The organism is Kitasatospora sp. NPDC058046 (assembly GCF_042885595.1).
Taxonomy (GTDB): Bacteria; Actinomycetota; Actinomycetes; order Streptomycetales; family Streptomycetaceae; genus Kitasatospora.
Genome location: NZ_JBHVRS010000006.1, coordinates 89,131 through 111,717 on the forward strand (window position 1 = coordinate 89,131; position 22,587 = coordinate 111,717).

Annotated in this window: 26 protein-coding genes; 6 read left to right on the top strand and 20 right to left on the bottom strand. The window is 74.6% G+C overall.

Annotation, left to right across the window (positions count from 1 at the left end):
- Positions 1-114 precede the first annotated feature (114 nt).
- The 4 genes from ACFVU7_RS15000 to ACFVU7_RS15015 all read left to right on the top strand — a co-directional run bounded on the left by ACFVU7_RS15000 (position 115) and on the right by ACFVU7_RS15015 (position 3,023).
- Complete coding sequence (locus ACFVU7_RS15000) at positions 115-603, top strand: hypothetical protein (RefSeq protein ID WP_388045339.1); 489 nt, start codon at positions 115-117, stop codon at positions 601-603.
- A gap of 124 nt (positions 604-727) precedes the next feature.
- Complete coding sequence (locus tag ACFVU7_RS15005; protein WP_388045340.1) at positions 728-1,678, top strand: SDR family NAD(P)-dependent oxidoreductase; 951 nt, start codon at positions 728-730, stop codon at positions 1,676-1,678.
- A gap of 124 nt (positions 1,679-1,802) precedes the next feature.
- Complete coding sequence (locus ACFVU7_RS15010) at positions 1,803-2,105, top strand: hypothetical protein (protein WP_049652574.1); 303 nt, start codon at positions 1,803-1,805, stop codon at positions 2,103-2,105.
- A gap of 96 nt (positions 2,106-2,201) precedes the next feature.
- Positions 2,202-3,023 carry a hypothetical protein gene (locus ACFVU7_RS15015; protein WP_388045341.1) on the top strand — a complete coding sequence of 274 codons (822 nt, stop codon included), beginning with the start codon at positions 2,202-2,204 and terminating at the stop codon, positions 3,021-3,023.
- A 66-nt stretch (positions 3,024-3,089) separates the two neighbouring features.
- Here ACFVU7_RS15015 and hypE read toward each other — a convergent pair whose 3' ends face one another.
- The 15 genes from hypE to ACFVU7_RS15090 form a co-directional block, all read right to left on the bottom strand.
- Positions 3,090-4,109 carry a hydrogenase expression/formation protein HypE gene (gene hypE, locus ACFVU7_RS15020; RefSeq protein WP_388045577.1) on the bottom strand — a complete coding sequence of 340 codons (1,020 nt, stop codon included), beginning with the start codon at positions 4,107-4,109 and terminating at the stop codon, positions 3,090-3,092.
- An 85-nt stretch (positions 4,110-4,194) separates the two neighbouring features.
- Positions 4,195-5,364 carry a hydrogenase formation protein HypD gene (gene hypD / locus ACFVU7_RS15025; RefSeq protein WP_074002676.1) on the bottom strand — a complete coding sequence of 390 codons (1,170 nt, stop codon included), beginning with the start codon at positions 5,362-5,364 and terminating at the stop codon, positions 4,195-4,197.
- Entirely contained in the window at positions 5,361-5,666 is a 306-nt protein-coding gene (locus ACFVU7_RS15030) for a HypC/HybG/HupF family hydrogenase formation chaperone (RefSeq protein ID WP_074002677.1), read from the bottom strand. The genes hypD and ACFVU7_RS15030 overlap by 4 nt, the downstream gene beginning before the upstream one ends.
- A gap of 6 nt (positions 5,667-5,672) precedes the next feature.
- Positions 5,673-8,021, bottom strand: a complete 2,349-nt coding sequence (gene hypF / locus ACFVU7_RS15035; protein ID WP_388045342.1) for a carbamoyltransferase HypF — start codon at positions 8,019-8,021, stop codon at positions 5,673-5,675.
- Positions 8,018-8,839, bottom strand: a complete 822-nt coding sequence (gene hypB, locus ACFVU7_RS15040; protein ID WP_388045343.1) for a hydrogenase nickel incorporation protein HypB — start codon at positions 8,837-8,839, stop codon at positions 8,018-8,020. The genes hypF and hypB overlap by 4 nt, the downstream gene beginning before the upstream one ends.
- Positions 8,840-8,870: 31 nt before the next feature.
- Positions 8,871-9,227: a hydrogenase maturation nickel metallochaperone HypA gene (hypA, locus tag ACFVU7_RS15045; protein ID WP_375873133.1), complete on the bottom strand. Its 357-nt coding sequence runs from the start codon at positions 9,225-9,227 to the stop codon at positions 8,871-8,873.
- Between the two features lie 116 nt (positions 9,228-9,343).
- Positions 9,344-9,448 (bottom strand): DUF6893 family small protein, encoded by a 105-nt coding sequence (locus ACFVU7_RS15050; RefSeq protein ID WP_388045344.1) that lies wholly within the window; start codon positions 9,446-9,448, stop codon positions 9,344-9,346.
- Positions 9,442-9,963 (bottom strand): hydrogenase maturation protease, encoded by a 522-nt coding sequence (locus tag ACFVU7_RS15055; protein WP_074002680.1) that lies wholly within the window; start codon positions 9,961-9,963, stop codon positions 9,442-9,444. Before ACFVU7_RS15055 ends, ACFVU7_RS15050 begins: the two co-directional genes overlap by 7 nt.
- Positions 9,960-11,387, bottom strand: a complete 1,428-nt coding sequence (locus ACFVU7_RS15060) for a hypothetical protein (RefSeq protein ID WP_388045345.1) — start codon at positions 11,385-11,387, stop codon at positions 9,960-9,962. Before ACFVU7_RS15060 ends, ACFVU7_RS15055 begins: the two co-directional genes overlap by 4 nt.
- Complete coding sequence (locus tag ACFVU7_RS15065) at positions 11,384-12,028, bottom strand: DUF6084 family protein (RefSeq protein ID WP_388045346.1); 645 nt, start codon at positions 12,026-12,028, stop codon at positions 11,384-11,386. Before ACFVU7_RS15065 ends, ACFVU7_RS15060 begins: the two co-directional genes overlap by 4 nt.
- Positions 12,025-12,672, bottom strand: coding sequence for a DUF5947 family protein (locus ACFVU7_RS15070; RefSeq protein WP_241852897.1), 648 nt, complete (start codon positions 12,670-12,672; stop codon positions 12,025-12,027). The genes ACFVU7_RS15065 and ACFVU7_RS15070 overlap by 4 nt, the downstream gene beginning before the upstream one ends.
- The gene (locus tag ACFVU7_RS15075) at positions 12,669-13,142 is read right to left on the bottom strand and encodes a hypothetical protein (protein ID WP_049652591.1); all 474 of its coding nucleotides are present in this window, start codon (positions 13,140-13,142) and stop codon (positions 12,669-12,671) included. The genes ACFVU7_RS15070 and ACFVU7_RS15075 overlap by 4 nt, the downstream gene beginning before the upstream one ends.
- Positions 13,139-14,926, bottom strand: a complete 1,788-nt coding sequence (locus tag ACFVU7_RS15080) for a nickel-dependent hydrogenase large subunit (RefSeq protein WP_375873128.1) — start codon at positions 14,924-14,926, stop codon at positions 13,139-13,141. Before ACFVU7_RS15080 ends, ACFVU7_RS15075 begins: the two co-directional genes overlap by 4 nt.
- 157 nt (positions 14,927-15,083) lie before the next feature.
- A complete protein-coding gene (locus ACFVU7_RS15085) occupies positions 15,084-16,175 on the bottom strand; it encodes a hydrogenase expression protein HypE (protein ID WP_375873127.1) in 1,092 nt (363 codons plus the stop codon).
- A gap of 132 nt (positions 16,176-16,307) precedes the next feature.
- Positions 16,308-17,996 (bottom strand): enoyl-CoA hydratase-related protein, encoded by a 1,689-nt coding sequence (locus ACFVU7_RS15090; protein WP_074002683.1) that lies wholly within the window; start codon positions 17,994-17,996, stop codon positions 16,308-16,310.
- 147 nt (positions 17,997-18,143) lie between these two features.
- Here ACFVU7_RS15090 and ACFVU7_RS15095 point away from each other — a divergent pair, with 147 nt between their 5' ends.
- Together ACFVU7_RS15095 and ACFVU7_RS15100 are read left to right on the top strand one after the other, a co-directional pair.
- Positions 18,144-18,575, top strand: a complete 432-nt coding sequence (locus tag ACFVU7_RS15095; protein ID WP_387825353.1) for a GNAT family N-acetyltransferase — start codon at positions 18,144-18,146, stop codon at positions 18,573-18,575.
- A gap of 85 nt (positions 18,576-18,660) precedes the next feature.
- Positions 18,661-19,116 (top strand): hypothetical protein, encoded by a 456-nt coding sequence (locus tag ACFVU7_RS15100; RefSeq protein ID WP_388045347.1) that lies wholly within the window; start codon positions 18,661-18,663, stop codon positions 19,114-19,116.
- 145 nt (positions 19,117-19,261) lie between these two features.
- Here ACFVU7_RS15100 and ACFVU7_RS15105 read toward each other — a convergent pair whose 3' ends face one another.
- From ACFVU7_RS15105 to ACFVU7_RS15125, 5 genes are all read right to left on the bottom strand, one after another.
- Positions 19,262-19,384, bottom strand: coding sequence for a hypothetical protein (locus ACFVU7_RS15105; RefSeq protein ID WP_388045348.1), 123 nt, complete (start codon positions 19,382-19,384; stop codon positions 19,262-19,264).
- Between the two features lie 197 nt (positions 19,385-19,581).
- Positions 19,582-20,136: a hypothetical protein gene (locus ACFVU7_RS15110; RefSeq protein WP_388045349.1), complete on the bottom strand. Its 555-nt coding sequence runs from the start codon at positions 20,134-20,136 to the stop codon at positions 19,582-19,584.
- A gap of 184 nt (positions 20,137-20,320) precedes the next feature.
- A complete protein-coding gene (locus ACFVU7_RS15115) occupies positions 20,321-20,890 on the bottom strand; it encodes a TetR/AcrR family transcriptional regulator (RefSeq protein ID WP_117485868.1) in 570 nt (189 codons plus the stop codon).
- Positions 20,891-20,938: 48 nt separating this feature from the next.
- The gene (locus ACFVU7_RS15120) at positions 20,939-22,330 is read right to left on the bottom strand and encodes an amidase (RefSeq protein WP_388045350.1); all 1,392 of its coding nucleotides are present in this window, start codon (positions 22,328-22,330) and stop codon (positions 20,939-20,941) included.
- A complete protein-coding gene (locus ACFVU7_RS15125; RefSeq protein WP_388045351.1) occupies positions 22,317-22,526 on the bottom strand; it encodes a hypothetical protein in 210 nt (69 codons plus the stop codon). The genes ACFVU7_RS15120 and ACFVU7_RS15125 overlap by 14 nt, the downstream gene beginning before the upstream one ends.
- Between the last annotated feature and the right edge of the window lie 61 nt (positions 22,527-22,587).

Genomic DNA, 22,587 nt, shown 5'->3' on the forward strand with positions numbered 1-22,587 from the left:
CGCCGGTCCACCTGGGCGTTGATCGTCTGTCTACCGCCGTCACGCACGATCGATCCCGCAGAGCGCGCCCCACACGTTCACGGGCGCGAACGGACGAGAGAGGCACACGGGGACATGAGGACGACGAAGAAGCTGCGGCACACCGTGCTCGGGATCGCGGCCGGCATGCTGGCCCTGGTCGGGACGGTGGCGTCGGCGGGGACCGCGCACGCCGACGGCCCGCCCGCCTCGTACCTGGACGAGCCCGGCATCCTCTACCGCGGCGGCCACATCGAGGCGGGCGACACCCAGCTGGTCCTGCAGAACGACGGCAACCTCGTCCTCTACCGGGCCTACCAGGACCCGAGTCTCGTCCACGCCGTGTGGCAGGCGCCCAAGACCTGGGGCTGCGGCTACAAGGCGATCATGCAGGGCGACGGGAACTTCGTCGTCTACGACGTCAACAGCCACCCCTGCTGGAGCGCCGACACCTTCAAGCCCAGTTCCCTGGCGAAGGCCAGCCTCGCGGTCTCCGCCCTCGGCGGCCTCAAGGTCGTCTTCGTCAACCCCAGCGGCGGCCGGAGCATCAGCTGGGCGACGATCCGCAGCTCCGACCTGTACTAGGCACGGTGTCGGCGGTCTGCCGGTGGTGACGGTGATCCATCAGCGGTCTGTGGGTGGCGCGTTGTTCATTGGCCGGGCGGTGCGTCGCCGACGACGCACCGCCCGAGCCGAAGGAGCCCCCGTCATGTCCTCCACCTACCCCAGCCGGCCGTGGGACGTCCACCGGCTGCCCTCCGCCGCCGGCAGGTCCTTCCTGGTCACCGGGGGCAACGCCGGGATCGGCTACTTCGTCGCGGAGCAGCTCGCCGGGACCGGGGCCGTCGTGGTGCTCGGGAGCCGGGACGGGGCGAAGGCCTCGGCCGCCATGGCCTCGATCCGCTCCCGCGTCCCCGGCGCGCGGCTGCGCCATCTCCGGCTGGACCTCGCCGACCTGGCGTCCGTGCGGACCGCCGCGGACGGTCTCGGACTCGACCGCCTCGACGCGGTGGTCCACAACGCCGGTGTCGCGCTCGACGATCCGCCGCGGTGCACGACGAAGGACGGCCACGAGCTGATGTTCGGGGTCAACCACCTGGGGCACGTCGCGCTGACCCGGGCCCTGGCGCCGCTGCTGTCCGCGGCGCCCGCCGCCCGGGTCGTGACGGTGGGCAGCTTCGCGGCGCGCTCCGAGCGGCTGGACCCGGACGACCTCCAGTCGGCCCGGGACTACCGCCCGAAGCGCGCCTACGGCCGGTCGAAGCTGGCGCAGATGTCCTTCGCCTTCGAGCTCGACCGCCGCCTGCGCGCCCGCGGCAGCACCGTGCTCAGCCTGGTGGCGCATCCCGGCGGCGCCCTGGACTCGCTGACCCCGGCCCGCCCGGGGGTGCACGCGGCGACCCGCGGCAGCCGGCTGCGGGGCGCGCCCGCCGGGCTGCTGCTCCAGGGCAAGGACCGCGGGGCCTGGCCGATCGTCCGGGCCGTCCTGGACCCGCGGGTGCGCGGCGGACAGCTGTGGGGGCCCAGGGCCTTCGGCCTGCGCGGCGCACCGGAGCTGGAGCCGGTCCGCGCCCACATGACCGATCCGGCCCTCGCCGCGCGCCTGTGGGACGCCAGCTGCGAAGCGGCCGGCGTCGAGCCCGACCTGGCCCTCCTGTAGCGGCGGCTTCGTCCCAGCGGCTCCCCCGGTGCCCGTCCATCCCAGGAGGTGGCAGGGCACACGCGCCGGGGGGACCCTGGAGGGGGCGGCCAGCTGCCCCGCGCGGAGCCGAGGAGGTTGACCCGTGAGGTTCATCCAGATCATCGAGTACCGGACGAGTCGGATCGACGAGTTCAACGCCCTGCTCGACAGCTGGGTCGAGAAGAACGCGGGCCACCGGCTGGCGACCCGCTCGCTGCAGACCCGTGACCGCGACGGCGAGAACGTGTACCTGAACATCGTGGAGTTCCCCTCCCACGAGGCGGCGATGCGGAACTCCGACCGCCCTGAGACCTCGGAGTTCGCCGCGCGGGCCGCCGCCCTGTGCGACGGGCCGCCGGTGTTCCGCAACCTCGACCTGGTGAACGAATGGACCTTCCAGGCCTGAGCCGACGCACGGACGCCGCACCGACAGGCGGCGGGGACGGCGGGATTCCGGTCGGCCGGTAGATTCGCTCCCTCACCACCGACCGAGGGAGCCCCCGTGCCCGACCGGCCCAGCCTGCTGTACGTGACCGACCTGGCCTACCCCGCCCGCGGCCGGCGCTACGGCGACGAGGACGTCCTCCTCACCTCCCGGCTGCGGGAGCACTTCGACCTGGCCCTGTGCCACCCGCTCGACGCCCGGTCCCTGATGGGCCGCTTCGACGGGGTCGTGGTGCGCAACAGCGGCCCGGTGCTGCACTACCGGGAGGAGTACGCCCGGTTCCGCTCCCAGGCGCTGGCCGACGGCGTACGCGTCTACAACCCGCTGACCGGGCGGGGCGACATGGCCGGGAAGCGGTACCTGCTGGACCTGACCGCGTCGGGCCACCCGGTCATCCCCACCGTCGACCGGCCGCAGGACCTCGACCGGCTGCCCGCCGCCGAGCGCTACGCGGTCAAGCCCGAGGAGGGCGCCGACAGCATAGGCCTGCGCTTCCTCACCCGCGAGGAGCTGGACGGCGTCGAGTGGGGCGAGGTGCTGGTCCAGCCACGGATCGACTTCCGGTACGAGGTCTCGTTCTACTTCGTGGACGACGCCTTCCAGTACGCCCTCCACACGCCCGACCCGGCCCGGCGCTGGGTCCTGGAGCCGTACGAGCCGAGCGCCGCCGACCTCGCGTTCGCCCGCGGCTTCGTCGACTGGAACACGCTCGCCCACGGGATCCAGCGGGTGGACGCCTGCCGCGCGCCGGACGGGCGCCTGCTCCTGGTCGAGCTGGAGGACCTCAACCCCTACCTCTCCCTCGACCTGGTCGCCGAGGAGGTCCGGGAGGGTTTCGTCCGGGCCATGGCGGACTCGCTGCGCCGCTTCCTGGACTGACCCCGACCGCGTACGCCGCCGCCCCGGGAATCGCCTCCCGGGGCGGCGGCGCAACCGGTCGGGCCCTCAGCAGATCCGCGGCAGCTGCTCGCCCATCGGCAGGTCGACCACCCGGGTGCCGCCGAAGCCGGTCCGGGCGACGACCATTCCCGGGTGCTCCGCGACGCACTCACCGATCACCACCGCCTCCGCGCCGAGCGGGTGGGCGCGCATGGCGGCGAGCACCGCGTCCGCCGAGAGGCGCGGGACGAAGGCGACCAGCCTGCCCTCGTTGGCGATGTACATCGGGTCCAGGCCCAGCACGGCGCAGGCGTTGGCCACCGGCTCCGGGACGGGGACGGCCCGTTCGCTGAGCACCACGCCCACCCCGGCGGCGACGGCGATCTCGTTGAGCGCCGCGGCCAGGCCGCCCCGGGTGGGGTCGCGCAGCACGTGCAGGTCGGCGGTGGCCGCGAGCATCGCCTCGACCAGGCCGCCGAGCGCCGCGCTGTCGCTGCGCACCTCGACCCCGAACTCCAGGCCCTCCCGGACGCTCATGATCGCGACCCCGTGCAGCCCGATCGACCCGCTGACGATCACCACGTCGCCGGGGCGGGCGCGCTGCGGCCTGATGTCGACCCCGGCCGGGACGAGCCCGATGCCGGCGGTGTTCAGGTAGATACCGTCCCCGTGCCCGGCCTCGACCACCTTGGTGTCCCCGGTGGCGATCTCGACCCCGGCGGTACGGGCGGCGGCGCCGAGCGCCCGGGCGACCCGGTCCACCACGGCCATCTCCACCCCCTCCTCCAGGATGAAGCCGCAGGACAGGTAGGCCGCCCGGGCCCCGCTCATGGCGAGGTCGTTGACCGTGCCGTTGACGGCGAGGTCGCCGATGCAGCCGCCGGGGAAGAACAGCGGCCGCACCACGTAGGAGTCGGTGGAGAAGGCGAGCCGGGCGCCGCCCAGCTCCAGCACCGCGGAGTCGCCGAGCCCGGCGAGCACGGGGCCGCCGAAGGCCGGCGCGAACAGGTTCTCCACCAGCTCGGCGGACATCGCCCCGCCGCCGCCGTGGCCCATCACCACCCGGGGGTGGTCGCGCAGCGGCAGCGGGCAGCTCCAGCCGGAGAAGTCGGGCCGCTCGGCGCCCGGGTCCGTGCCCGGGTCGGTGCCGGGCCCGCTGAGCAGTTCGGTGTCAGCCAACGCGACCCGCCTCCTGAGGCGCCTGAAGCTCCCGACGTTCCTGCGGCTCCTGGGCCCGGACGGACGTCCCCGGTACGCCCAGCCGCCGGTACAGGTAGTACGCCGCGCACGCCCCCTCGCTGGACACCATCGTGGCGCCGAGCGGCGTGCGCGGTGTGCAGACGGTGCCGAAGGCCTCGCACTGGTGGGGCTTCAGCAGCCCCTGCAGCACCTCGCCGCTGCGGCAGGCGGCGGGTTCGCGGGTGGTGATCCCGCCGACGTCGAAGCGGTGCTCGGCGTCGTGGTCGCGGTAGCGCGGGGAGAGCCGCCACCCGCTGCGCGGGATCACGCCGATGCCCCGCCAGGGACGGTCGGCGACCTCGAAGACGTCCTCCAGCATGGCGCGGGCCGCCGGGTTGCCCTCGGGGCGGACGGCCCGCGGGTAGGCGTTGTCGACGGTGTGCTCGCCGCGCTCCAACTGCCGTACGGTGCGCCGGATTCCCTCCAGGATGTCCAGCGGCTCGAAGCCGGTGACGACGATCGGCACCCGGTGGCGTTCGGCCAGCGCCGGGTACTCGGCGGTGCCCATCACGCTGCACACGTGCCCGGCGGCGAGGAAGCCCTGGACCCGGCAGTCCGGCGAGTCCATGATCGCCTCGATCGCGGGCGGCACCCGGACGTGCGAGACCAGCATGCTGAAGTTGCGCAGCCCCTGCTTCCTGGCCAGGTGGACGGCCATGGCGTTCGGCGGGGCGGTGGTCTCGAAGCCGATGCCGAAGAAGACCACCTCCCGGTCCGGGTTCTCCCGGGCGATCCGCAGGGCGTCCAGCGGCGAGTACACCACCCGGACGTCGCCGCCCTCGCCGCGGACCCGGAACAGGTCCCGGTCGGTGCCGGGCACCCGCAGCATGTCGCCGAAGGAGCAGAAGACCACCCCCGGCCGGGCCGCGATCACCAGGGCCCGGTCGATCGTCTCCAGCGGGGTGACGCACACCGGGCAGCCCGGCCCGTGGATCAACTCGACCTCCTCCGGCAGGAGTTGGTCGATGGCGTGCCGGATGATGCTGTGCGTCTGGCCGCCGCAGACCTCCATCAGCGCCCACGGCCGGGTGACCGTCGCCCTGATGTCGGCGATCAGCCCGGCGGCCAGCTCGGGGTTGCGGAACTCCTCCAGGTACTTCACCGTCCGGCCTCCTCAGCCTCGGTCCCAGAGCCCGCCGCCGCCCCGGCGGCCTCCCAGGGATCGCCGAACTCCTCCTGCAACAGCCCGAGTTCCTCGAAGAGGGCGAGGGTGCGCCGGGCCGACTCCTCGTCCAGGCGCTGCAGCGCGAAGCCCACGTGGACGATCGCGTAGTCCCCCACCGCCAGGTCCGGCAGGTACTCCAGGCACACGTCCTTGACCACTCCGCCGAAGTCCATCACCGCCATCCTCGCCCCGTCCCGCTCCCCGATCTCCGTCACCCTGCCGGGCACAGCCAGACACATCCGCTCTCACTCCTCCCGGGTGGCCGTCGACCGGGCGGCCACCATCAGCTGGCCGAGCGCCAGACCACCGTCGTTGGGCGGCACCCGGCGGTGCCGCAGTACCGTGAATCCGTCCTCCCCGAGGCCGCTCGCGCAGGCCGAGGAGAGCAGTGCGTTGGCGAAGACCCCGCCGCTGAGCGCCACCGTGGTGATGCCGTACCGGTCCCGGACGGCCGCGCAGCTCCGCCGGACCAGGTCGGCCACCGCGCGGTGGAAGCGGACGGCGACCAGGCCCGCGGGGGCGCCCGCGGTCACGTCGGCCACCACGGCGGCCAGCACCGGCCCGGGGTCGGCGGTCCAGCCGCCGGCCCGCGCCGACAACCCGAACGCGTAGCCCTCGTCCGCCCGCGCCGCCGACCCGGCCCCGGGGCCGTCCGCGCGGCCGGACCCGCAGGCCGCCGCCTCCAGTTCGATCGCCGCCTGGGCCTCGTACCCGGCTCGGTGGCAGACCCCGGCGAGCGAGGAGACCGCGTCGAACAGCCGCCCCATGCTGGAGCTCGGCAGGCAGTTCAGTCGCCGCTCCAACTGCCGGTCCAGCAGCCCGCGTTCCGCCGCTCCGCAGGCCCGGACCGGCGGCAGCTCCGGCAGCCAGGGCAGCCCGGCCGCGCGCAGGTGGGCGAGCGCCGTCCGGTACGGGCGCTCGACGGCCGCATCCCCGCCCGGCAGCGGCACGTACCCGAGGTGGGCGAGGCGGCGGAACCCGTCGTAGTCGGCCAGCAGCACCTCGCCGCCCCAGACCGCGCCGTCCGCGCCGTAGCCGGTGCCGTCGAAGGCCACCCCGAGCACCGGGCGGCTGCCGTCCAGTCCGTGCTCGGCCATCACCGCGGCGATGTGGGCGTGGTGGTGCTGCACCCGGTGCACCGGCCGGCCGGCGGCGGTCCGTTCGGCGTGCCGGAGCGAGCGGTAGCCGGGGTGCCGGTCGGCGACCAGCAGTTCGGGCCGGACGCCGCTGACCGTGCCGAGCTGCTCGACCGCCCGGTCGAAGGCCCGCAGGGTGGCCAGGTCGTCCATGTCGCCGATGTGGCCGGACAGCCAGGCGTAGCCGTCCCGGGCCAGCGCGAACGTGTTCTTCAGGTCCCCGCCGACCGCCAGCGCCGGGCGCACGGGCACCGGCAGCGGGATCGGCAGCGGCGCGTACCCGCGCGAGCGGCGCAGCGGCAGCTGCTCGCCGTCCACCACCCGCACCACCGAGTCCTCGCAGGGCACGTGGATCGGCCGGTCGTGGCCGAGCCAGCCGTCGACCAGCGGGGCGAGCCGCTCCAGCGCCTCCCGGTCCTCGGTGACGATCGGCTCGCCGGAGAGGTTGGCGCTGGTCATCACCAGCAGGTCCGGCCCGGGGGCGGCGAGCAGCAGGTGGTGCAGCGGCGTGTACGGGAGCATCACTCCGAGGTCGGGGCTGCCCGGGGCCACGCCCTCGGGCACCGGCAGGCCGGTGCGGCGCAGCAGGACGATCGGCCGGACCGGACCGGTGAGCAGTTCCCGCTCGACCGGGTCGACGGGCAGCAGGCCCTCGACGGTGGCGAGGTCGCGGGCCATCACGGCGAAGGGCTTGCGGCCGCGCCGCTTGCGCCGGCGCAGCAGGGCGACGGCCGCGGCGTCGCGCGCGTCGCAGGCGAGGTGGTAGCCGCCGATGCCCTTGACGGCGAGGACCGCGCCGTCGGCCAGCAGCCGCCGGGCCTCCGCCAGGGCCTGCTCCCCGCCGAGGTCGGGGCGTCCGGGCACGGTCAGCGCGAGCCGGGGCCCACAGGCGTGGCAGGCGACGGGCTGGGCGTGGAAGCGGCGGTCGGCGGGGTCGGCGTACTCGCGGGCGCAGTCCGGGCACAGCGGGAAGCCGGCCATGGTGGTGTTGGCCCGGTCGTACGGCAGGCCGGTGACGATGGTGTGCCGGGGGCCGCAGTTGGTGCAGCTGATGAACGGGTGCCGGTGGCGGCGGTCGGCCGGGTCGGCGAGTTCGGCCAGGCAGTCGGCGCAGACGGCGGTGTCGGGCGGGATCAGGGTGGCGCGGGCGCCGTCGGGCCGGGAGGGGACGATGCGGAAGCCGGTGGCGCCGGTGGCGGCGAGCGGCGCGTGCTCCACCGCGTGCACCTGGGCGAGCGGCGGCGCGTCGCCGGCCACCCGCCGGCAGAAGGCGTCCAGCGCGTCCGGGCTGCCCTCGACCTCGACCAGGACGCCCTCGCCGGTGTTGGTGACGGTGCCGGCCAGTCCGAGTTCACCGGCCAGGGTGTGGACGAACGGCCGGAAGCCGACCCCCTGCACCAGGCCGCGGACGGCGACCCGCCGCCGCTCGCGGTCGAGACCAGGGTGGGCGGCCGTCACGCGCGCTCCCCCACGGCGGAGTGGCCGTGGCCGTGATCGTGCCCGTGGTCATCTCCGTGCCCGTGGTCGTGCCCGTGGTCATGCCCGTGCCCGTGGTCGTGGTCGTGAGAGTGCCCGTGGTCGTGCGGCGCCGCCGCGGCCATCACCGGCCGGTGCGGCCGCGCCCCGGCCAGGACGCCGAGCGCCCGGTCCAGCAGCGCCCCGACGCCCTCGCCCGTCCGGGCCGAGGTGTTCAGCACCTCCACCCCGGGGTTGACCCGCTGGACGTTGGCCAGGAACGCCGCCTCGTCGAACTCGGCCGCCGCCGCGAGGTCCGTCTTCGTCACCAGCACCAGGTTGGCCAGCCCGAAGGCCGTCGGGTACTTGAGCGGCTTGTCCTCGCCCTCGGTCACCGAGGCCAGCACCACCCGCAGCGTCTCGCCGAGATCGTAGGAGGCCGGGCAGACCAGGTTGCCGACGTTCTCCACGAACAGCAGCCGGCAGTCGTCCGGCAGCCAGCCGTCCAGGTGCCCGGCGAGCATCCGCGCCTCCAGGTGGCAGAGCCCGTCGGTGAGCACCTGCTTCACCGGGGCGCCCGAGCGGGCCAGCCGGCGCGCGTCGTTCTCGGTGGCGAGGTCGGCGGTCAGCGCGGCGACGGGCACCCCGCGTCGCCGGGCGAGCCCCAACTCGGCCTCCAGCAGGGCGGTCTTGCCGCTGCCGGGGCTGGAGAGCAGGTTCACCGCGACCGTCCCCCGCGCGGCCAGTGCCGCCCGCAGTCCGCGGGCGCTGTCGTCGTTGCGGGCGAGGACCGCCTGACGGAGGTCGACCGTGCGGCACATCGGCATCAGCCTTTCTGGTTCGGCCCGGACGTCAAAGCTCCTGGGCCCACTCGACGTCGAGGATCTGCAGCTCGCGGCCGGACAGCAGCTCCACGCCGCCACCGCCGGAGCAGCTCGGGCAGCCGAGGTCCGGCGGCATGCCGACCGCCCACTCGACCGCGCAGGGGGCGCAGCGGGCCCGGGCCGCGACGGACTCGGTGTCCAGCGCCGCGCCCGCCACCAGCGTTCCGGCGCAGGCGAGTTCGAAGCAGAAGTCGAGGGCCTCGGGCACCACGCCGGCCAGCTCGCCGACCCGCAGCCGCACCCGTGCCACCCCGGGGGCCCCGTGTTCGCGCGCGGCCGTGTCCACCTGCTCGACGACGGCTTCGGCGATCGACATCTCGTGCATGGGTCCCTTCCCGGAGCGGGCGGCAACGCGCCCCATTACAGGGCTCGGTGGCGGCGGCGGCCCGCAGCCGCGCCGCCACCGTCCGCGGGGCTGCGCCGTTCGCAGCAGTGCGCGCCTCACATCCGGGAGATGCGCACGTACCGCCTGAGGTCCGGCAGGTTCTGCCAGACCAGTGCGCCGATCCCGGCCAGCAGGGCCGCGCAGAACAGTTTCCTCAGCATGGTGTTGTCTCCTTCTCCGGCTGCTTCTCCGGCTGCGTGGCCTCGTCCACGACCCGCAGGACCATTCGCACCGCCTCCGCCACGGCGGCGGCGACGGGCTCGCTGAGCCCGATGCCCTCCTCCAGCGAGGCCGGCTCGCAGCCGACCACCAGGACGCGTTCGGGCGGCTCGCCGCCGGTGCCGGCGGCGAGCGTGGCGAGCAGGGCCAGTACGGCGTCGGGCCCCATCCGGTGCCCGTCGAGGGCGGGCGGTTCCGGCGGCTGTTCGGCGGCCGCCTCGATCAGGTAGAGGGTGCCGGGCGCCCCGCCCCGGTGGACGGCGTCCACCAGGACGGCGGTGCGGTGGCCGTCGAGCAGCCGGTAGGCCAGGTCGACGCCGCGCACGCCGACGTCGACCACCTCGACGCCCGCCGGCAGCGGGTGGGCGGACAGCCGCCGTACGGTCTCGACCCCGAAGCCGTCGTCGCCGAGGAAGATGTTGCCCACCCCGGCGACCAGCACCGTGCGGTCCGTCATGGCCCCTCCACCGGAGCGGCTCCGTCCAGCACAGCGGCCCCGTCCACCGGGGCGGTCCCGTCCAGCGGCGTGACCTCGTCGGGCTGGAAGTAGCGGAAGCGCCCCTGGGCCCGCCACAGGTCGGCACCCGGGTCGTCCTCCACCGTGACGGCCAGGTGCACCGAGCCGTCGAGGTCGTGCAGCACCGCCTCCACGATGCCGGTCCGCCCGTCCAGGAAGAGGTCCTGGGCGTCGGTGCGCCGCCGTCCGGGCCGCAGCAGCACCCGGCTGCCGGCGCCCACCTGGTGGCCGTCGACCAGCACCCGGTCCCGCTCGGGGTCGACCCCGGGGTCGTCGCCCGGGTCCCACCAGGGCTGCTCGGGACGGCCGAGGGCGGTGCCGCCGGTGGCCTCGCGCAGCCCGCGGATCGCGCCGTGCAGCCGGTCCAGCACCTCGGGCGGCATGGACTCGGCCAGGTCGATCACCGCGCCGGCCCGGTCGTCGGTGCCCCGGGCCTCGCGTTTCTCCTCCTCGGTCAGGGCCGCCGTCCGCAGCGCCAGGATCTCGTCGATCTCGGTGGCGTCGTACAGGGTGCCGAGGCTCTCCGGGGCGATCCGCGGGTGGTCCTCCAGGATGATCGGCGAGGACAGCACCACCCCGCGCTCGCCCTCCGGCCCGGCCAGCACCGGCCAGGTGCGCTCGTTGCGGCACCGCTCGACGGCCGGGCGGGCCCACTCGGGCGGGTCCGTGACGGACAGGAAGCGGCCGTACTCCAGCCCGAGCAGCAGGTGCGCGGAGACCAGCGATCGCGGCAGCGCCTGGTCGCGGGTGGCGTGCCGGGACGGCCGCCAGGCGGAGCTGTTCTCCACCTCCACGGTCAGCCGCTGCGCCCGGTACGGGCCGGGCAGCTCCTCGGCCCGCAGCCAGAGCAGCCCGTCGACCTGCTCACGGCGCCGTATCACCCGGCCGACGACGGCGTCCCGCTCGTGCACCAGCCCGGTCTCGCCGACGCCCGGCAGCCGGAACGGCCGCTGCACCCCCTCGCCGGCCAACTCCTCGACCGGTACCAGGAGTTCGATCCGCTCCTCGACGCCCTCGTCCCATTCGACGAGGTCCCGGTCGGCCAGTTCCAGCCGTTCCACGGACTCGAAGCCGGCGGCGGTGGCCTGTTCGACGGTGCGCCGCTGGACCCGTAGGAAGCGCAGCTCGACCGCCAGCCGGTCCCCGTCGCGCGCCTCCATCAGGCACTCGGTGCGCTGGTGGGAGTGCTCGCCGCCCTGCGCGGTGTACTCGGGCGGCACCAGGACGCCGAACTGCCAGCGCAGCCGGTTCTTGGCCGCCGAGGCGCGGTACGGGTAGAGGACGTAGCCCTCCAGCAGCACCGCGTCGGCGATCTGCCGGGCGGCCGCGAAGCCTCGTTCGATCCGCTCCGGGAGGCCGCTCACCGGGCCCCCTCCCCGATCGCCGCGGCCGTGAGCAGCTCGCGCACCGTCGCCTCCCAGGAGGGCAGGGCCCGCCGCGAGCGGTAGGCCAGCAGCTCGGCCATGACATCCTCCGGCAGCCGCAGCCAGCCGCTGCCGGGGAAGTGCCGGTCGATCGCCTCCCGCCAGACCCGCACCGGCATCCGCACCCGGGCCTCCCGGTCCCAGGGCACCGGGCTGACCTGGAAGCCGCCGGGGCCGGCGAAGGCGGTGCCGGAGAAGAGCAGCAGCAGCGGCACCTCGCCGCCGTCCAGCGCCCGGAAGTAGCGGGCCGAGGCGACGTCCTGGTCGTAGGTGCAGGGCACCGCGAGGTCGATCTCGGTCTCGCCGGTGAAGCCGGGGACGAGCAGCGGCACGGTGGCGAACTGGATCGGGTTGAGCGTGGTCGCCCAGCGCTCCCGTCCGCCGAACAGGTCGGCCAGCCGCCCGCCCTCGGCCTCGCCGTACGGCCGGCGGACCGGTTCGATCCGCAGCTGGCACTGGAGGGCGAGGGCGTGCACCCGGGTGTCGGCCGGGGCCGTGATCCGCAGCCGGAACACCAGGGTCGGACCGGCCGCGTACGGGTCGGACCGCACGCCGGTGCAGGCGAAGCCAAGCGCCGTCACGCCGTCACCTCCGCGGGCAGCGGGCGGGCCCGGTCGGCCAGGCGCGCGAAGAACGCGTCGAGTTCGGCCCGCGCCTCGGCACCGCCGTCGAAGCCGTGCCAGCACCGCCGCAGCCGGCCGACCAGCTCGTAGCAGATGTCGATCGGCACCAGGAAGCACGCCACGCGCTCCTCGGTGCGGCGCACCAGCAGCGCCTCCACGTCGGGTTCCAGGGCGGCGGCCAGCCGGCTGCCGCCGAGGGCGCGGTGCCAGGCCTGCTCGTCCAGTTCGCTCTCGGTGGCGCCGGCCGGGCCGGGGTAGAAGGCCAGCAGCTGGTCCATCACGGTGCTGCGGAACAGGAAGGCGGTGCCCACCGGGATGCCCAGCACCGTCCAGGCCTGCTGGTCCAACTCCCTTTCCGGGTCGGCGAGGTAGCGGTCCGGCACGGTGCGGTAGCGGCCGCCGGCCGCGCCCGGCTGCTGGAACAGCAGGCCGCAGGCGGTGCAGGCGCAGGCCAGGGCGCGGTCCTCGACGTCCACCAGGTGGCGGTGGCCGCCGGGCAGGTCCCGGCCGCAGAACGCGCACTGCTCGGGACGCGGCGGCGCCGGTTCGCGCAGCCGGTGCAGCAGGGCGGTCCCGTCGCGGGAGATCCGGCGGGTGTTCATCGCGCCTCCGCGGGCTGCGGCGGGCGGGTGCCGATCTGGAGCAGCTGCGGGGCGCGTTCCAGTTCCACGGCCGTCACCTCGGGCGCGTGGCAGGCGAGGACGGCCTGCGCCTCCTGTTCGCCGCAGCCGCAGCCGGTGGCCGTGCGGCGCAGCCGCAGGACGCCGGTGGCCGGGTCGAAGCCGGCCGCCTCGACCCGCTCGGGCAGGGCCGCGAGCGCCCGCTCGATCCGGGCGGGGAGGTCCTCGGGGTGCAGGTCGTGCAGGAGCAGCAGCCCGGCCACGACCGGGTCGTCCAGCATCCGGTCCAGGGCGGGCGGGGGCAGTGCCGGCACCAGCCGGGCCAGGCCCTGGCCGTAGAACTCCATGAGGTCGCGGACCAGTTGCTCGCCGGCCCGCTCGGCGTCGGCGCCGCTGTCGGCCAGCGCGTCCAGGGCCTGCTGGATCCGCAGCCCGGTCTGCTCGGCCGTCATGCGGTGAGCCCGCTCAGGCCGGTGGGCACGTGCATGGTCTGCACGGTGCGCCCGCCGCCGACGTACATGTGCACGCCGCAGGGCAGACAGGGGTCGAAGCTGCGGACCGCGCGCATGATGTCGATGCCCTTGAAGGTGTCCGGCGGGTTCTCCTCGAAGATCGGGGTGTTCTGCACCGCGTCCTCGTACGGGCCGGGCGTGCCGTAGCTGTCCCGGACGCTGGCGTTCCACGGGGTGGGCGGGTACGGGTGGTAGTTGGCGATCTTGCCGTCGCGGATCACCATGTGGTGCGAGAGCACGCCGCGCACGGCCTCGGTGAAGCCGCAGCCGATCGACTCGTCCGGCACCTCGAAGCGCTCCCAGGTCTGGCTGCGCCCGGCGCGGACCTCGTCGAGCGCCTTCTCGGCGAAGTGCAGGGCGGCGGCGGCCGCGTACGCCTGGAAGTAGGTGCGGGCGCGGTTGCGCTCGATGGCGTTGCTCCACTGCGGGATCTTCCACTCGAAGGTGACCTCGGGCTTGGTCATCGAGCGGGGCAGGTTGATCTGCACGCTGTGGCCGGTGGCCTTGACGTAGCCGATGTCGACCAGCCCGGACAGCGCGGTGGACCACAGCCGGGCGATCGGGCCGCCGCCGGTGTCGAGGGCGAGGTGGTCCTTGCCGTCGAACCAGCGCGGGGACATCACCCAGCTGTACTTGTCGTCGAAGTTGCGCTTCTGCGGCTGCGGGATGGTGTGCTGGTTCCAGGGGTGCCGGGGGTCGACGGGGTTGCCGAGCGGGTCGTGGGTGACGAACAGCTCCTTGCCCTGCCAGTCCTCGTAGTAGGAGCTGCCGAGCAGGATGCGGATGCCGAGGTTGATCTCGGTGAGGTCGTTGGTGACGAGCTTGCCGTCCACCACGACACCGGGGGTGACGAACATCCGCCGGCCCCAGTCCGTCATGTTGCGGTACGTGAAGTCGCAGTGGTCCGGGTCGTTGAGGCTGCCCCAGCAGCCGAGCAGGACCCGGCGCCGGCCGACCTCCTCGTAGCCGGGCAGGGCCTGGTAGAAGAAGTCGAAGAGGTCGTCGTGCAGCGGCACGACCTTCTTCATGAACTCGACGTAGCGCATCAGCCGGGTCAGGTAGTCGGTGAACAGCTGCACCGTCGCGACGGTGCCGACGCCGCCCGGGTAGAGCGTGGAGGGGTGCACGTGGCGGCCCTCCATCAGGCAGAACATCTCGCGGGTGTACCGGCTGACCTGGAGCGCCTCGCGGTAGAACTCGCCCTCGATCGGGTTGAGCGAGCGCATGATGTCGGCGATGGTCTTGTAGCCGTGGTCCCCGGCGTGCGGGGACTCGGTGCGCTCGGCGAGCTCCAGGACGCCGGGGTTGGTCTCGCGGACCATCCGCTCGCAGTAGTCGACCCCGACCAGGTTCTCCTGGAAGATGTTGTGGTCGAACATGTACTCGGCGGCCTCACCGAGGTTGATGATCCACTCCCCCAGGTGCGGGGGCTTCACCCCGTACGCCATGTTCTGCGTGTAGACGGAGCAGGTGGCGTGGTTGTCGCCGCAGATCCCGCAGATCCGGCTGGTGATGAAGTGGGCGTCGCGCGGGTCCTTGCCGCGCATGAAGACGCTGTAGCCGCGGAAGACCGAGGAGGTGCTGTAGCACTCCGCGACCCGCTTCTGCTTGAAGTCGATCTTCGTGTGGATGCCCAGGCTGCCCACGATCCGGGTGATCGGGTCCCAGGACATCTCGGTCAGGCCGCTGCCGTCGCCGGCCGCCCTGGTGGTCGGTGTTGCCATCGTGTCTGTCGTGTCCTTGTCTCTGGGAGCGGGGCCTCGGCGAGCGGGGGCCGTGCGGACGGGGGCCGTGGGAGCGGGGTCTCCGCGGAGGGGATCCCGGCGGACGGGGCGGGGGAAGGCGGCGGCCGCACACCGGGCGGTGTGCGGCCCCGCGGCGTCACCAGGGCGGGCGGTAGCCCGTGGTCAGGCGGCTGCCGGTGCGGCGCCACTTGGGTTCCTTGTCGAGGGTCTTCTGGGTGATCGCGCGCAGCCGGCGGATCACCGAGCCGTACGCGCTGCTGGCGGCGGTGGAGACGTGCGAGCCGGGCGGCGGGTCCATGAAGGGCATGAACTTGTCCGGGAAGCCCGGCATGGTGCAGGCGATGCAGATGCCGCCCACGTTCGGGCAGCCGCCGATGCCGTTGGTCCAGCCGCGCTTGGTGACGTTGCACTTGACGACCGGGCCCCAGCAGCCGAGCCGGACGAGGCACTCGGGCGTGCCGTAGTCGGTGGCGAACTGCCCCTGCTCGTAGTAGCCGCCGCGGTCGCAGCCCTCGTGCACGGTGGCGCCGAACAGCCAGGCGGGCCGCAGCTTGTCGTCGAGCGGGATCATCGGCGCGGAGCCGGCCAGCTGGTACAGCAGGTAGGTGAGCGTCTCGGCGAAGTTGTCGGGCTGGATCGGGCAGCCCGGCACGCAGACGATCGGCAGTCCGGCCTTGGACTTCCAGTCCCAGCCCAGGTAGTCCGGCACGCCCATCGCGCCGGTCGGGTTGCCGGCCATCGCGTGGATGCCGCCGTACGTGGCACAGGTGCCGATCGCCACCACGGCGGTCGCCTTCGGGGCGAGCCGGTCCAGCCACTCGCTGGTGGTGATGGGCTGGCCGGTGGCGGGGTCGTCGCCGAAGCCGCACCAGTAGCCCTCCTTCTTGATCTTCTCGTTGGGGATGGACCCCTCGACGACCAGCACGAACGGCTCGATCTCGCCGCGCTCGGCCTTGAAGAACCACTCGACGAAGTTGTCCGCGCCCTGGACCGGGCCGCACTCGAAGTCGATCAGCGGCCAGTGCACGGCGACCTTGGGAAGGCCGGGCAGCGCGCCGGTGACGATCTCCTCGATGCTCGGCTGCATCGCGGCGGTCAGCGAGACGGAGTCGCCGTCGCAACTGAGGCCCGCGTTGATCCAGAGGATGTGCACCGCGTCGGCGTCGGGCTTCGCGGCGGCCTCGGCCGTCCCGGCCGTCGAAGCGGTTGGAGCTGTTGCAGCACCCATGAGGATGCCTCCTCGGGGATGGGAGCCGGAGGGAATGGCTCGAAGCCAGTCTTAGCAACGGTCCGGGCCGGGCGCCGGTCCGCGCGGCGGGAGCCGGCGCCCGGGGAGGCAAGCCCGGCGGGGCCGTTCGGGTCACGCTCGCGCGGCGGGCCCCGTCGGCACCGGGCGCTTGTGGACGAACGCGGAACGCAGCGCGTGATACGGCGATTCGGGTGTGAAGAACTGCCGGTGCATCACCGCGAGCTCCTCCTCCCGGTACGCGTCGAGCGGCTTCGTCCGCTCGTCGGCCTCGCGCGCGGCCTTCTTCGCCGCGATCCGCTGCTGGGCGGTGGGCGAGGCGGCGAGCAGCCCGGCCAGGTGGGCCGCGGACGGCCCGAACTCCTCCGGCCCGCAGGCCAGCACCCGGTCGACCAGGCCGATCCGCTCGGCCGTCGCCGCGGAGACCGGGAGCGCCTGGCGGGTCAGCCGCTCGGCCGCCGCCGCGCCGACCCTGCGCGGCAGGGTGTACGTCCAGTACTCCGACCCGTGCAGCCCCATCAGCCGGTAGTGGGGGTTGAGGACGGAGCCGGCGCGGCACCACACCTCGTCCGCCGCCAGGGCCAGCATCACCCCGCCCGCCGCCGCGTTGCCGCCGACCGCGGCGACCACCAGCCGGTCGGTGGTGGTGAGCACCGCGTCGACCAGCTCGTCCATCGCGGTGATGTTGTCCCAGGACTCGACGGCCGGGTCCGGCGCGGCCTCGATCACGTTGAGGTGGATGCCGTTGGAGAAGAAGTCCCGGCCGCCGCCGAGCACCAGCACCGAGGTCGGACGGGCCGCGGCGAAGCGGTACGCGGCCAGCAGCCGGCGGCAGTGGCCGGTGGACATCGCGCCGCCCGGGAAGGAGAAGCGCAGGAAGCCCACCGGGCCGTCCTCGCGGTAGCGCAGGTCCGACCAGACCGGGCCGTCCCCCTCCCCCGGCATCAGCGGCGCCGCCACCTCCGGCAGCGCCGGCAGCAGCCCGCCGAGGGCCGTGGCCGCCGGGAGCTTGACGCCCGCCGGGCCGCCGGGGGTGCGGCGGCGGAGCTCGGGGATCCAGACCGCGCCGTCCGAGGTGGCCCGGCAGACGGCGCCGGCCCGGGTGGCGATCAGCTCGCCCGGGCGGCCGCGCAGCACCGGCTCGCGGTGCCCGCCGTGCAGGTACCAGGCGCCGCCGCACAGCTCGTCGAGCACCCCGGGGCGCGAGTCCGCCGCGCGGAGCCTGCGCAGCACCGCCTCGGTGGGGTCGGCCGCCCAGTCGATCCGGCGCTCCTCCTGGCGCAGCGCGGGCCGGGTCCGTACGGTGCCGCTCCAGCCGGGGCCGGACTGCGGCTCCGGCGCGTACCCGCCGGAGGCGAAGCGTTCGACGGCGAGCAGCGCGGCCGCCACCGCCGCGTCGGCGACCTCGTTGCGGTACAGGTCGCTCTTGCCGTACCCGGGCAGCCGGCAGGGCGCCCAGGCCCAGACCGGCCCGGCGTCCAGCTCCGCCTCGGCCTGCAGCACCGTGACGCCCCAGTCGGTGCGGCCCTCCTGGACGGCCCGGTCGAGGGAGGACGGGCCGCGGTCGCCCGGCGGGCCGGGGTGGACGACCAGGCAGGTGAGCTGTGACCAGAGCTCGCGCGGGATCGCCGTGCGCAGCATCGGCGCGAGCACCAGGTCGGGTTTCAGGCGGTGCACCGCGTCGAGCAACTCCTCGTCGTCACCGGCCAGTTGGACGTCCACGGTGTGGAGCCGGTCGCGCAGTTCGGCGTGCAGCCGCTGGCTGAGGCTGTTGAACGCGCTGGCGAGGAGAAGAATCCGCATGTACGACTCCGACGGGGTGGGGTTCCGGGAACCCGGCGATCATCGCTTCCGCCCCCGTGACGCCCCGTCCCGTCCGGTATGTCGCGCCGCGCGTTCACCCGAGCGGCCGGAGCCGGGCGGCGGGGCCGAGCGGGTAGCATGTAAGGTATGACTCCGAGTAGTGACCCTTACGAAATCCGCCCCGGCGTGCCCACCGTCGAGGTCTTCCGCCGCCTGCGCACCGACGCCGGCCTCTCCGACAAGGCCCCCGAGGCGGTCGCGCTCGCCCTCCCCAACACCTGGTACGGCGTGGTCCTCCACCACCAGGGCGAGCCCGTCGGCATGGGGCGGATCATCGGCGACGGCGGCACCGCGTTCCAGGTCACCGACATCTGCGTCCACCCCGCGCACCAGGGCCACGGCCTCGGCAAGCGCATCATGGCCGCCCTCACCGGGGAACTGGAGCGCCGGGCACCCGCCACCGCGTACGTCTCGCTGATCGCGGACGGGCCCGCGCGCTTCCTCTACGAGAAGTTCGGCTTCGCGGACACCGCCGCCCACGACTCGATCGGCATGTACCGCCTGATGGGCGGGCGCTGACGGCCCGACGGCCCGCACTGTCGGTGGCGCGGTGTGTACTGGTGCCCGACCCGCCGCCCGCCCGCACGACCCCGGAGGTGCCCCGATGACCCGACTCCACGTCCGTTCCGGCCTCGACCCCGACGAGCCGGACACCCCGGCGGCCGCCCTGGTCGTCGACCCCGACGGCACCCCGGGGGAACGGGCCCTGGAGCGCCTCGGCGGGCACTGCTACGAGGGCGACGAGGTCCTCTACCTGGTGCAGACCGACGGCTGGGCCGAACACAGCTACGACGGAGGCCTGCTGACCGTCGCCGTCGCCGTCCACCCGGCCGTCCTGGAACGGGCGGAGATCGACCCGGCCGGCTTCCCGCTCCGCTCGGCCGCCGACCCGGCAGCCGTCCTCGTGCTGCGCGCCGAGACCGCCGTCACCCCGGACGTGGCCGAGCGGCTCGCCGAAGGCGCCGCCGTCCTCCTCGGCCCGCCGGACGCCCCGCTCGACGACCTCCTCGGCCCCGACGGCGACTGGCCGATCATCCTCGCGGGGCCCCCGCAGCCGTAGGCGGCCGCTTCGGCCGTCCGCCCGGCCGGTTTCATCCGGCCCGGAGACGGCGGAGGGCGCGCCTACGTCCTGCGGCGGCGCAGCAGAAAGGGCCCTTCCGGTGGCGACCGGCGGGGCCCTTCTCCCGCACCGAAGCGTGGGCGTGTCACTCGGAGTCGGCGACCACCTGGATCTCGTCCTCCCGAAGGATGAGGTGCTCCTCGCCCTCGATCGTGATCTCGGTGCCCGCGTACGAGCCGGACGGCTTCGCCTTGCTGTCCTCGGCCATAGCTCCTCCTTTCGGTCGACACGGTGTCGACCCGCGCCGATCCTGCCATGACCAACCGTCACCGGGCTATCGCCCTCGGTGGACCAGAGCATCCCTCTTGATGCCAACCTGTCGATGACATCGTCGACTTGATGTCATTTCAGAATTTCGGACGCGTTGCCGCCGACGGACCACGGGCCGGACGGGTCCGGACTTCGTCACACCGAGGTCAGGGTCAGGTTCGCGGGGCCGCTGGCACCGGTGATGGTTCCGCCCCCGACCGGGCACAGTTCGGGGTTGGTCCCGGTAATGTCGGCGGCCTCGGTGGCCTTCACGGCGGCATCGCCCAGGTAGCGGCCGGCGGTGACGGTGCCGGTGAAGGTGGCGGCGCCGCCGGTGTCCTCCACGGAGGCCCAGTGCACGGTGCTCGTGGTCTGGTCGCTCCAGGTGATGGTCTCGTCGAACGGGGTGAGGGTGTGGAGCACGTTGAGGCAGGTCTCGCCGGGCTCGTTGTTGGTGACCGAGCTCGACCCGGGGAGGCCGGTCACGCACGTCGCGTAGGAGTTCTGGGTGGCGATGGTGACGTTCTGCGGCTGGTTGGTCAGCGCGGGGGTGAACTCGTCGGTGAACGTGCCGGTGCACTGCACGTCCACCACCCCCTGGGCACGGGCCGGCGCGCTCGCCGGGACGAGGAGGAGCCCGCCGGCCAGCGCCACGGCCCCGGCCGTGGCGGCCAGGCGGGAGAACACGACTCGGGACGGAACAGCGTTCATGCGAACCTCCGACGAGGGAACCCCGAACTGCTTTGCATACTGACGGTGCCACGGAGCGCCTCCGCCCGGGAGGCGTGCGAGGACGGCGTGACGGATCGCGGCGGCCGCCCGGACCCGTCCGCGCCCCGGCGGGCACAGCGGACGGGCCGGGCACACCGCGCCGGACTCTGCCCGTCGGCGGGCCCTACGCCCCGTCCGGGGTGCCGAGGAGGTCGGTGACCAGGTGGCGGGCGTAGGCGGGGGTGAGGCCGGAGGGGCGGAAGAGGATGCGGTACATCAGGGGGGCGACGAGGCGGTCCATGGCGGTCTCGACCTCGGGGGTGTCCTCGCCGCGGGCGCGGGCCCGGGCGAGGACGAGGCCGAGCTGGTCGGCGGCGTAGGCCGAGCACTGGCCGGCGTTGCCGCCGTCCGGGTCGCCGAGGAGGGCGTCGCGGACGTAGGCGCGGCCGGAGGCGGAGGCCATCTCGTCGAGGAACTGTTCGGCCCAGGCGGTGAGGTCGGCGCGCAGGCCGCCGCGGTCCTCCGGTTCGGTGTCCGGGCGCAGCCGCTCCACCGCGACGTCCGACAGCAGCTCGGCGAGGTCGCCCCAGCGGCGGTAGACCGTGGACGGGGTGACGCCGGCCCGCTGGGCGACCATCGGTACGGTGAGCGCCTCGCGGCCCACCTCCGCGAGCAGCTCGCGGACCGCGGTGTGCACCGCCTCCTGGACGCGGGCGCTGCGCCCGCCCGGGCGGGCCATCTGGCGAGGACTCATACCGTTATCTTAAAGCGTCGCCTTTGCGTTAAGGCGGGCCGGGCCCGCTCAGACCACCGGTGCGAGCGCCCGCGCGGGCTGCGTGCGCTCGTAGGCGTGGCCCACCCGCAGCAGCGTGCGCTCGTCGAAGGGCCGCCCGAGCAGTTGCAGGCCGATCGGCAGGCCCGCCGCGTCGTGGCCGGCCGGGACGGTCAGGGCGGGCAGGCCGGTGACGTTGGCCGGGGCGCAGAGCCGGACGTAGGCGTCGGCGACGCCCTCGGAGGTGCCGTCCGGCCAGGTGACCGTCTCCTGGCCGGCCCGGACCGCCGTGGTCGGCACCGTCGGGGCGGCGATCACGTCGACCTCCTCCAGGACCCGTGCCCACGCGTCGCGGATCAGCGTCCGGGCGCGCTGGGCGCGCAGGTGGTCGCCCGCGTCGATCAGCTCGCCGGCCTCCAGCAGGACCCGGACGTCCGCCTGGTACAGCTCGGGGACGGTGCGCAGGGTGCGGGCGTGGTAGGCGGAGGCCTCCGGCGCCACCAGGCCCCACAGGGTGGGCAGGAGGTAGCGGGCCAGCGGGACCTCCACCTCGACGGGCCGGGCACCGAGCGCCTCCAGCCGCGCGACGGCGTGGTGGACGGCGGCCGCCACCTCCGGGTCGACGTGGTCGACGTAGTGGTTGACCGGCACGCCGATCCGCACGCCCGTCAGGTCCGGCTCCCGCTCCGGCCGGTAGTCGACGGCGGGGGCGGCCACCGAGGCGGGGTCGCGCGGGTCGTGCCCGGCGAGGGCGGCCAGGACCAGCGCCGCGTCCTCCACGGTGCGGGTGATCGGGCCGACGTGGTCGAGCGACCAGGACAGCGGGGTGATGCCGTGGCGGGGCACCAGCCCGTAGGTCGGCTTGAGGCCGACCACCCCGTTCAGCGCGGCGGGCACCCGGATCGAGCCGCCGGTGTCGGTACCGAGGGCGAAGGTCGCCGCCCCGGCGGCCACCGCGACGGCGGACCCGCCACTGGAGCCGCCGGCGACCCGCTCGCGGTCCCAGGCGTTGGCGGTCTGCGGGGTGGTCAGGCCGTAGGCGAACTCGTGGGTGTGGGTCTTGCCGGCCAGGACGGCGCCGGCGGCGCGCAGCCGGGCGACGACGGTGCTGTCGGCGGCCGCGCGGTGGCCGTCCCGGACCCGGGAGCTCGCGGTGGTGGGCGATCCGGCGACGTCGATCAGGTCCTTGAGCCCGACCGGGACGCCGTGCAGCGGCCCCCGGTACCGGCCCCGGGCGATCTCCCGCTCGGCCTCGCGCGCCGCGTCCCGGGCCTGTTCGGCGGCGACGGCGACGTACGCGCCGAGGTGCGGCTCGACCCGGTCGATGCGGCCGAGGACGGAGTCGACCAGCTCGACGGGGGACAGCCGCCGCTCCCGGATCCGCGCCGAGGCGGCGGCGACGGTCAGCTCATACGGCTGCATCGGGGTGCCCCCCTTCCGCGCGGAAGGCGGCGGCGGGCGGGGTGTCCCCGAGGTCCAGCTCCCGCAGGACGGCGACGACGGACCGGATGTGCCCGGCGGTGGCCGCCACCGCGGCGTGCCGGTCGGCCAGCAGGTCGAGCCCGGCCCGGGCGGCCCGGCGGGCCGCCTCGGGCGGGGTGAGCTCCGCATTGGACATGGATGCGCTCCTGATCGTGGGCGTGGCGGGGGTGGTGCGAGGCACCACGAGGCATCCCCGC

Excerpts from the sequence above, each read along its gene's own strand:
- ACFVU7_RS15100 (WP_388045347.1), top strand. The coding sequence starts at position 18,661 with ATGACCCGACTCCACGTCCGTTCCGGCCTCGACCCCGACGAGCCGGAC.
- ACFVU7_RS15125 (WP_388045351.1), bottom strand. The coding sequence starts at position 22,526 with ATGTCCAATGCGGAGCTCACCCCGCCCGAGGCGGCCCGCCGGGCCGCC.
- ACFVU7_RS15115 (WP_117485868.1), bottom strand. The coding sequence starts at position 20,890 with ATGAGTCCTCGCCAGATGGCCCGCCCGGGCGGGCGCAGCGCCCGCGTC.
- ACFVU7_RS15000 (WP_388045339.1), top strand. The coding sequence starts at position 115 with ATGAGGACGACGAAGAAGCTGCGGCACACCGTGCTCGGGATCGCGGCC.
- ACFVU7_RS15110 (WP_388045349.1), bottom strand. The coding sequence starts at position 20,136 with ATGAACGCTGTTCCGTCCCGAGTCGTGTTCTCCCGCCTGGCCGCCACG.
- ACFVU7_RS15055 (WP_074002680.1), bottom strand. The coding sequence starts at position 9,963 with ATGACGGACCGCACGGTGCTGGTCGCCGGGGTGGGCAACATCTTCCTC.
- ACFVU7_RS15030 (WP_074002677.1), bottom strand. The coding sequence starts at position 5,666 with ATGTGTCTGGCTGTGCCCGGCAGGGTGACGGAGATCGGGGAGCGGGAC.
- ACFVU7_RS15090 (WP_074002683.1), bottom strand. The coding sequence starts at position 17,996 with ATGCGGATTCTTCTCCTCGCCAGCGCGTTCAACAGCCTCAGCCAGCGG.
- ACFVU7_RS15075 (WP_049652591.1), bottom strand. The coding sequence starts at position 13,142 with ATGACGGCCGAGCAGACCGGGCTGCGGATCCAGCAGGCCCTGGACGCG.
- ACFVU7_RS15080 (WP_375873128.1), bottom strand. The coding sequence starts at position 14,926 with ATGGCAACACCGACCACCAGGGCGGCCGGCGACGGCAGCGGCCTGACC.
- ACFVU7_RS15105 (WP_388045348.1), bottom strand. The coding sequence starts at position 19,384 with ATGGCCGAGGACAGCAAGGCGAAGCCGTCCGGCTCGTACGCGGGCACC.
- ACFVU7_RS15050 (WP_388045344.1), bottom strand. The coding sequence starts at position 9,448 with ATGCTGAGGAAACTGTTCTGCGCGGCCCTGCTGGCCGGGATCGGCGCA.
- ACFVU7_RS15085 (WP_375873127.1), bottom strand. The coding sequence starts at position 16,175 with ATGGGTGCTGCAACAGCTCCAACCGCTTCGACGGCCGGGACGGCCGAG.
- ACFVU7_RS15070 (WP_241852897.1), bottom strand. The coding sequence starts at position 12,672 with ATGAACACCCGCCGGATCTCCCGCGACGGGACCGCCCTGCTGCACCGG.
- ACFVU7_RS15005 (WP_388045340.1), top strand. The coding sequence starts at position 728 with ATGTCCTCCACCTACCCCAGCCGGCCGTGGGACGTCCACCGGCTGCCC.
- hypB (WP_388045343.1), bottom strand. The coding sequence starts at position 8,839 with ATGTGCCGCACGGTCGACCTCCGTCAGGCGGTCCTCGCCCGCAACGAC.
- hypA (WP_375873133.1), bottom strand. The coding sequence starts at position 9,227 with ATGCACGAGATGTCGATCGCCGAAGCCGTCGTCGAGCAGGTGGACACG.
- ACFVU7_RS15095 (WP_387825353.1), top strand. The coding sequence starts at position 18,144 with ATGACTCCGAGTAGTGACCCTTACGAAATCCGCCCCGGCGTGCCCACC.
- ACFVU7_RS15120 (WP_388045350.1), bottom strand. The coding sequence starts at position 22,330 with ATGCAGCCGTATGAGCTGACCGTCGCCGCCGCCTCGGCGCGGATCCGG.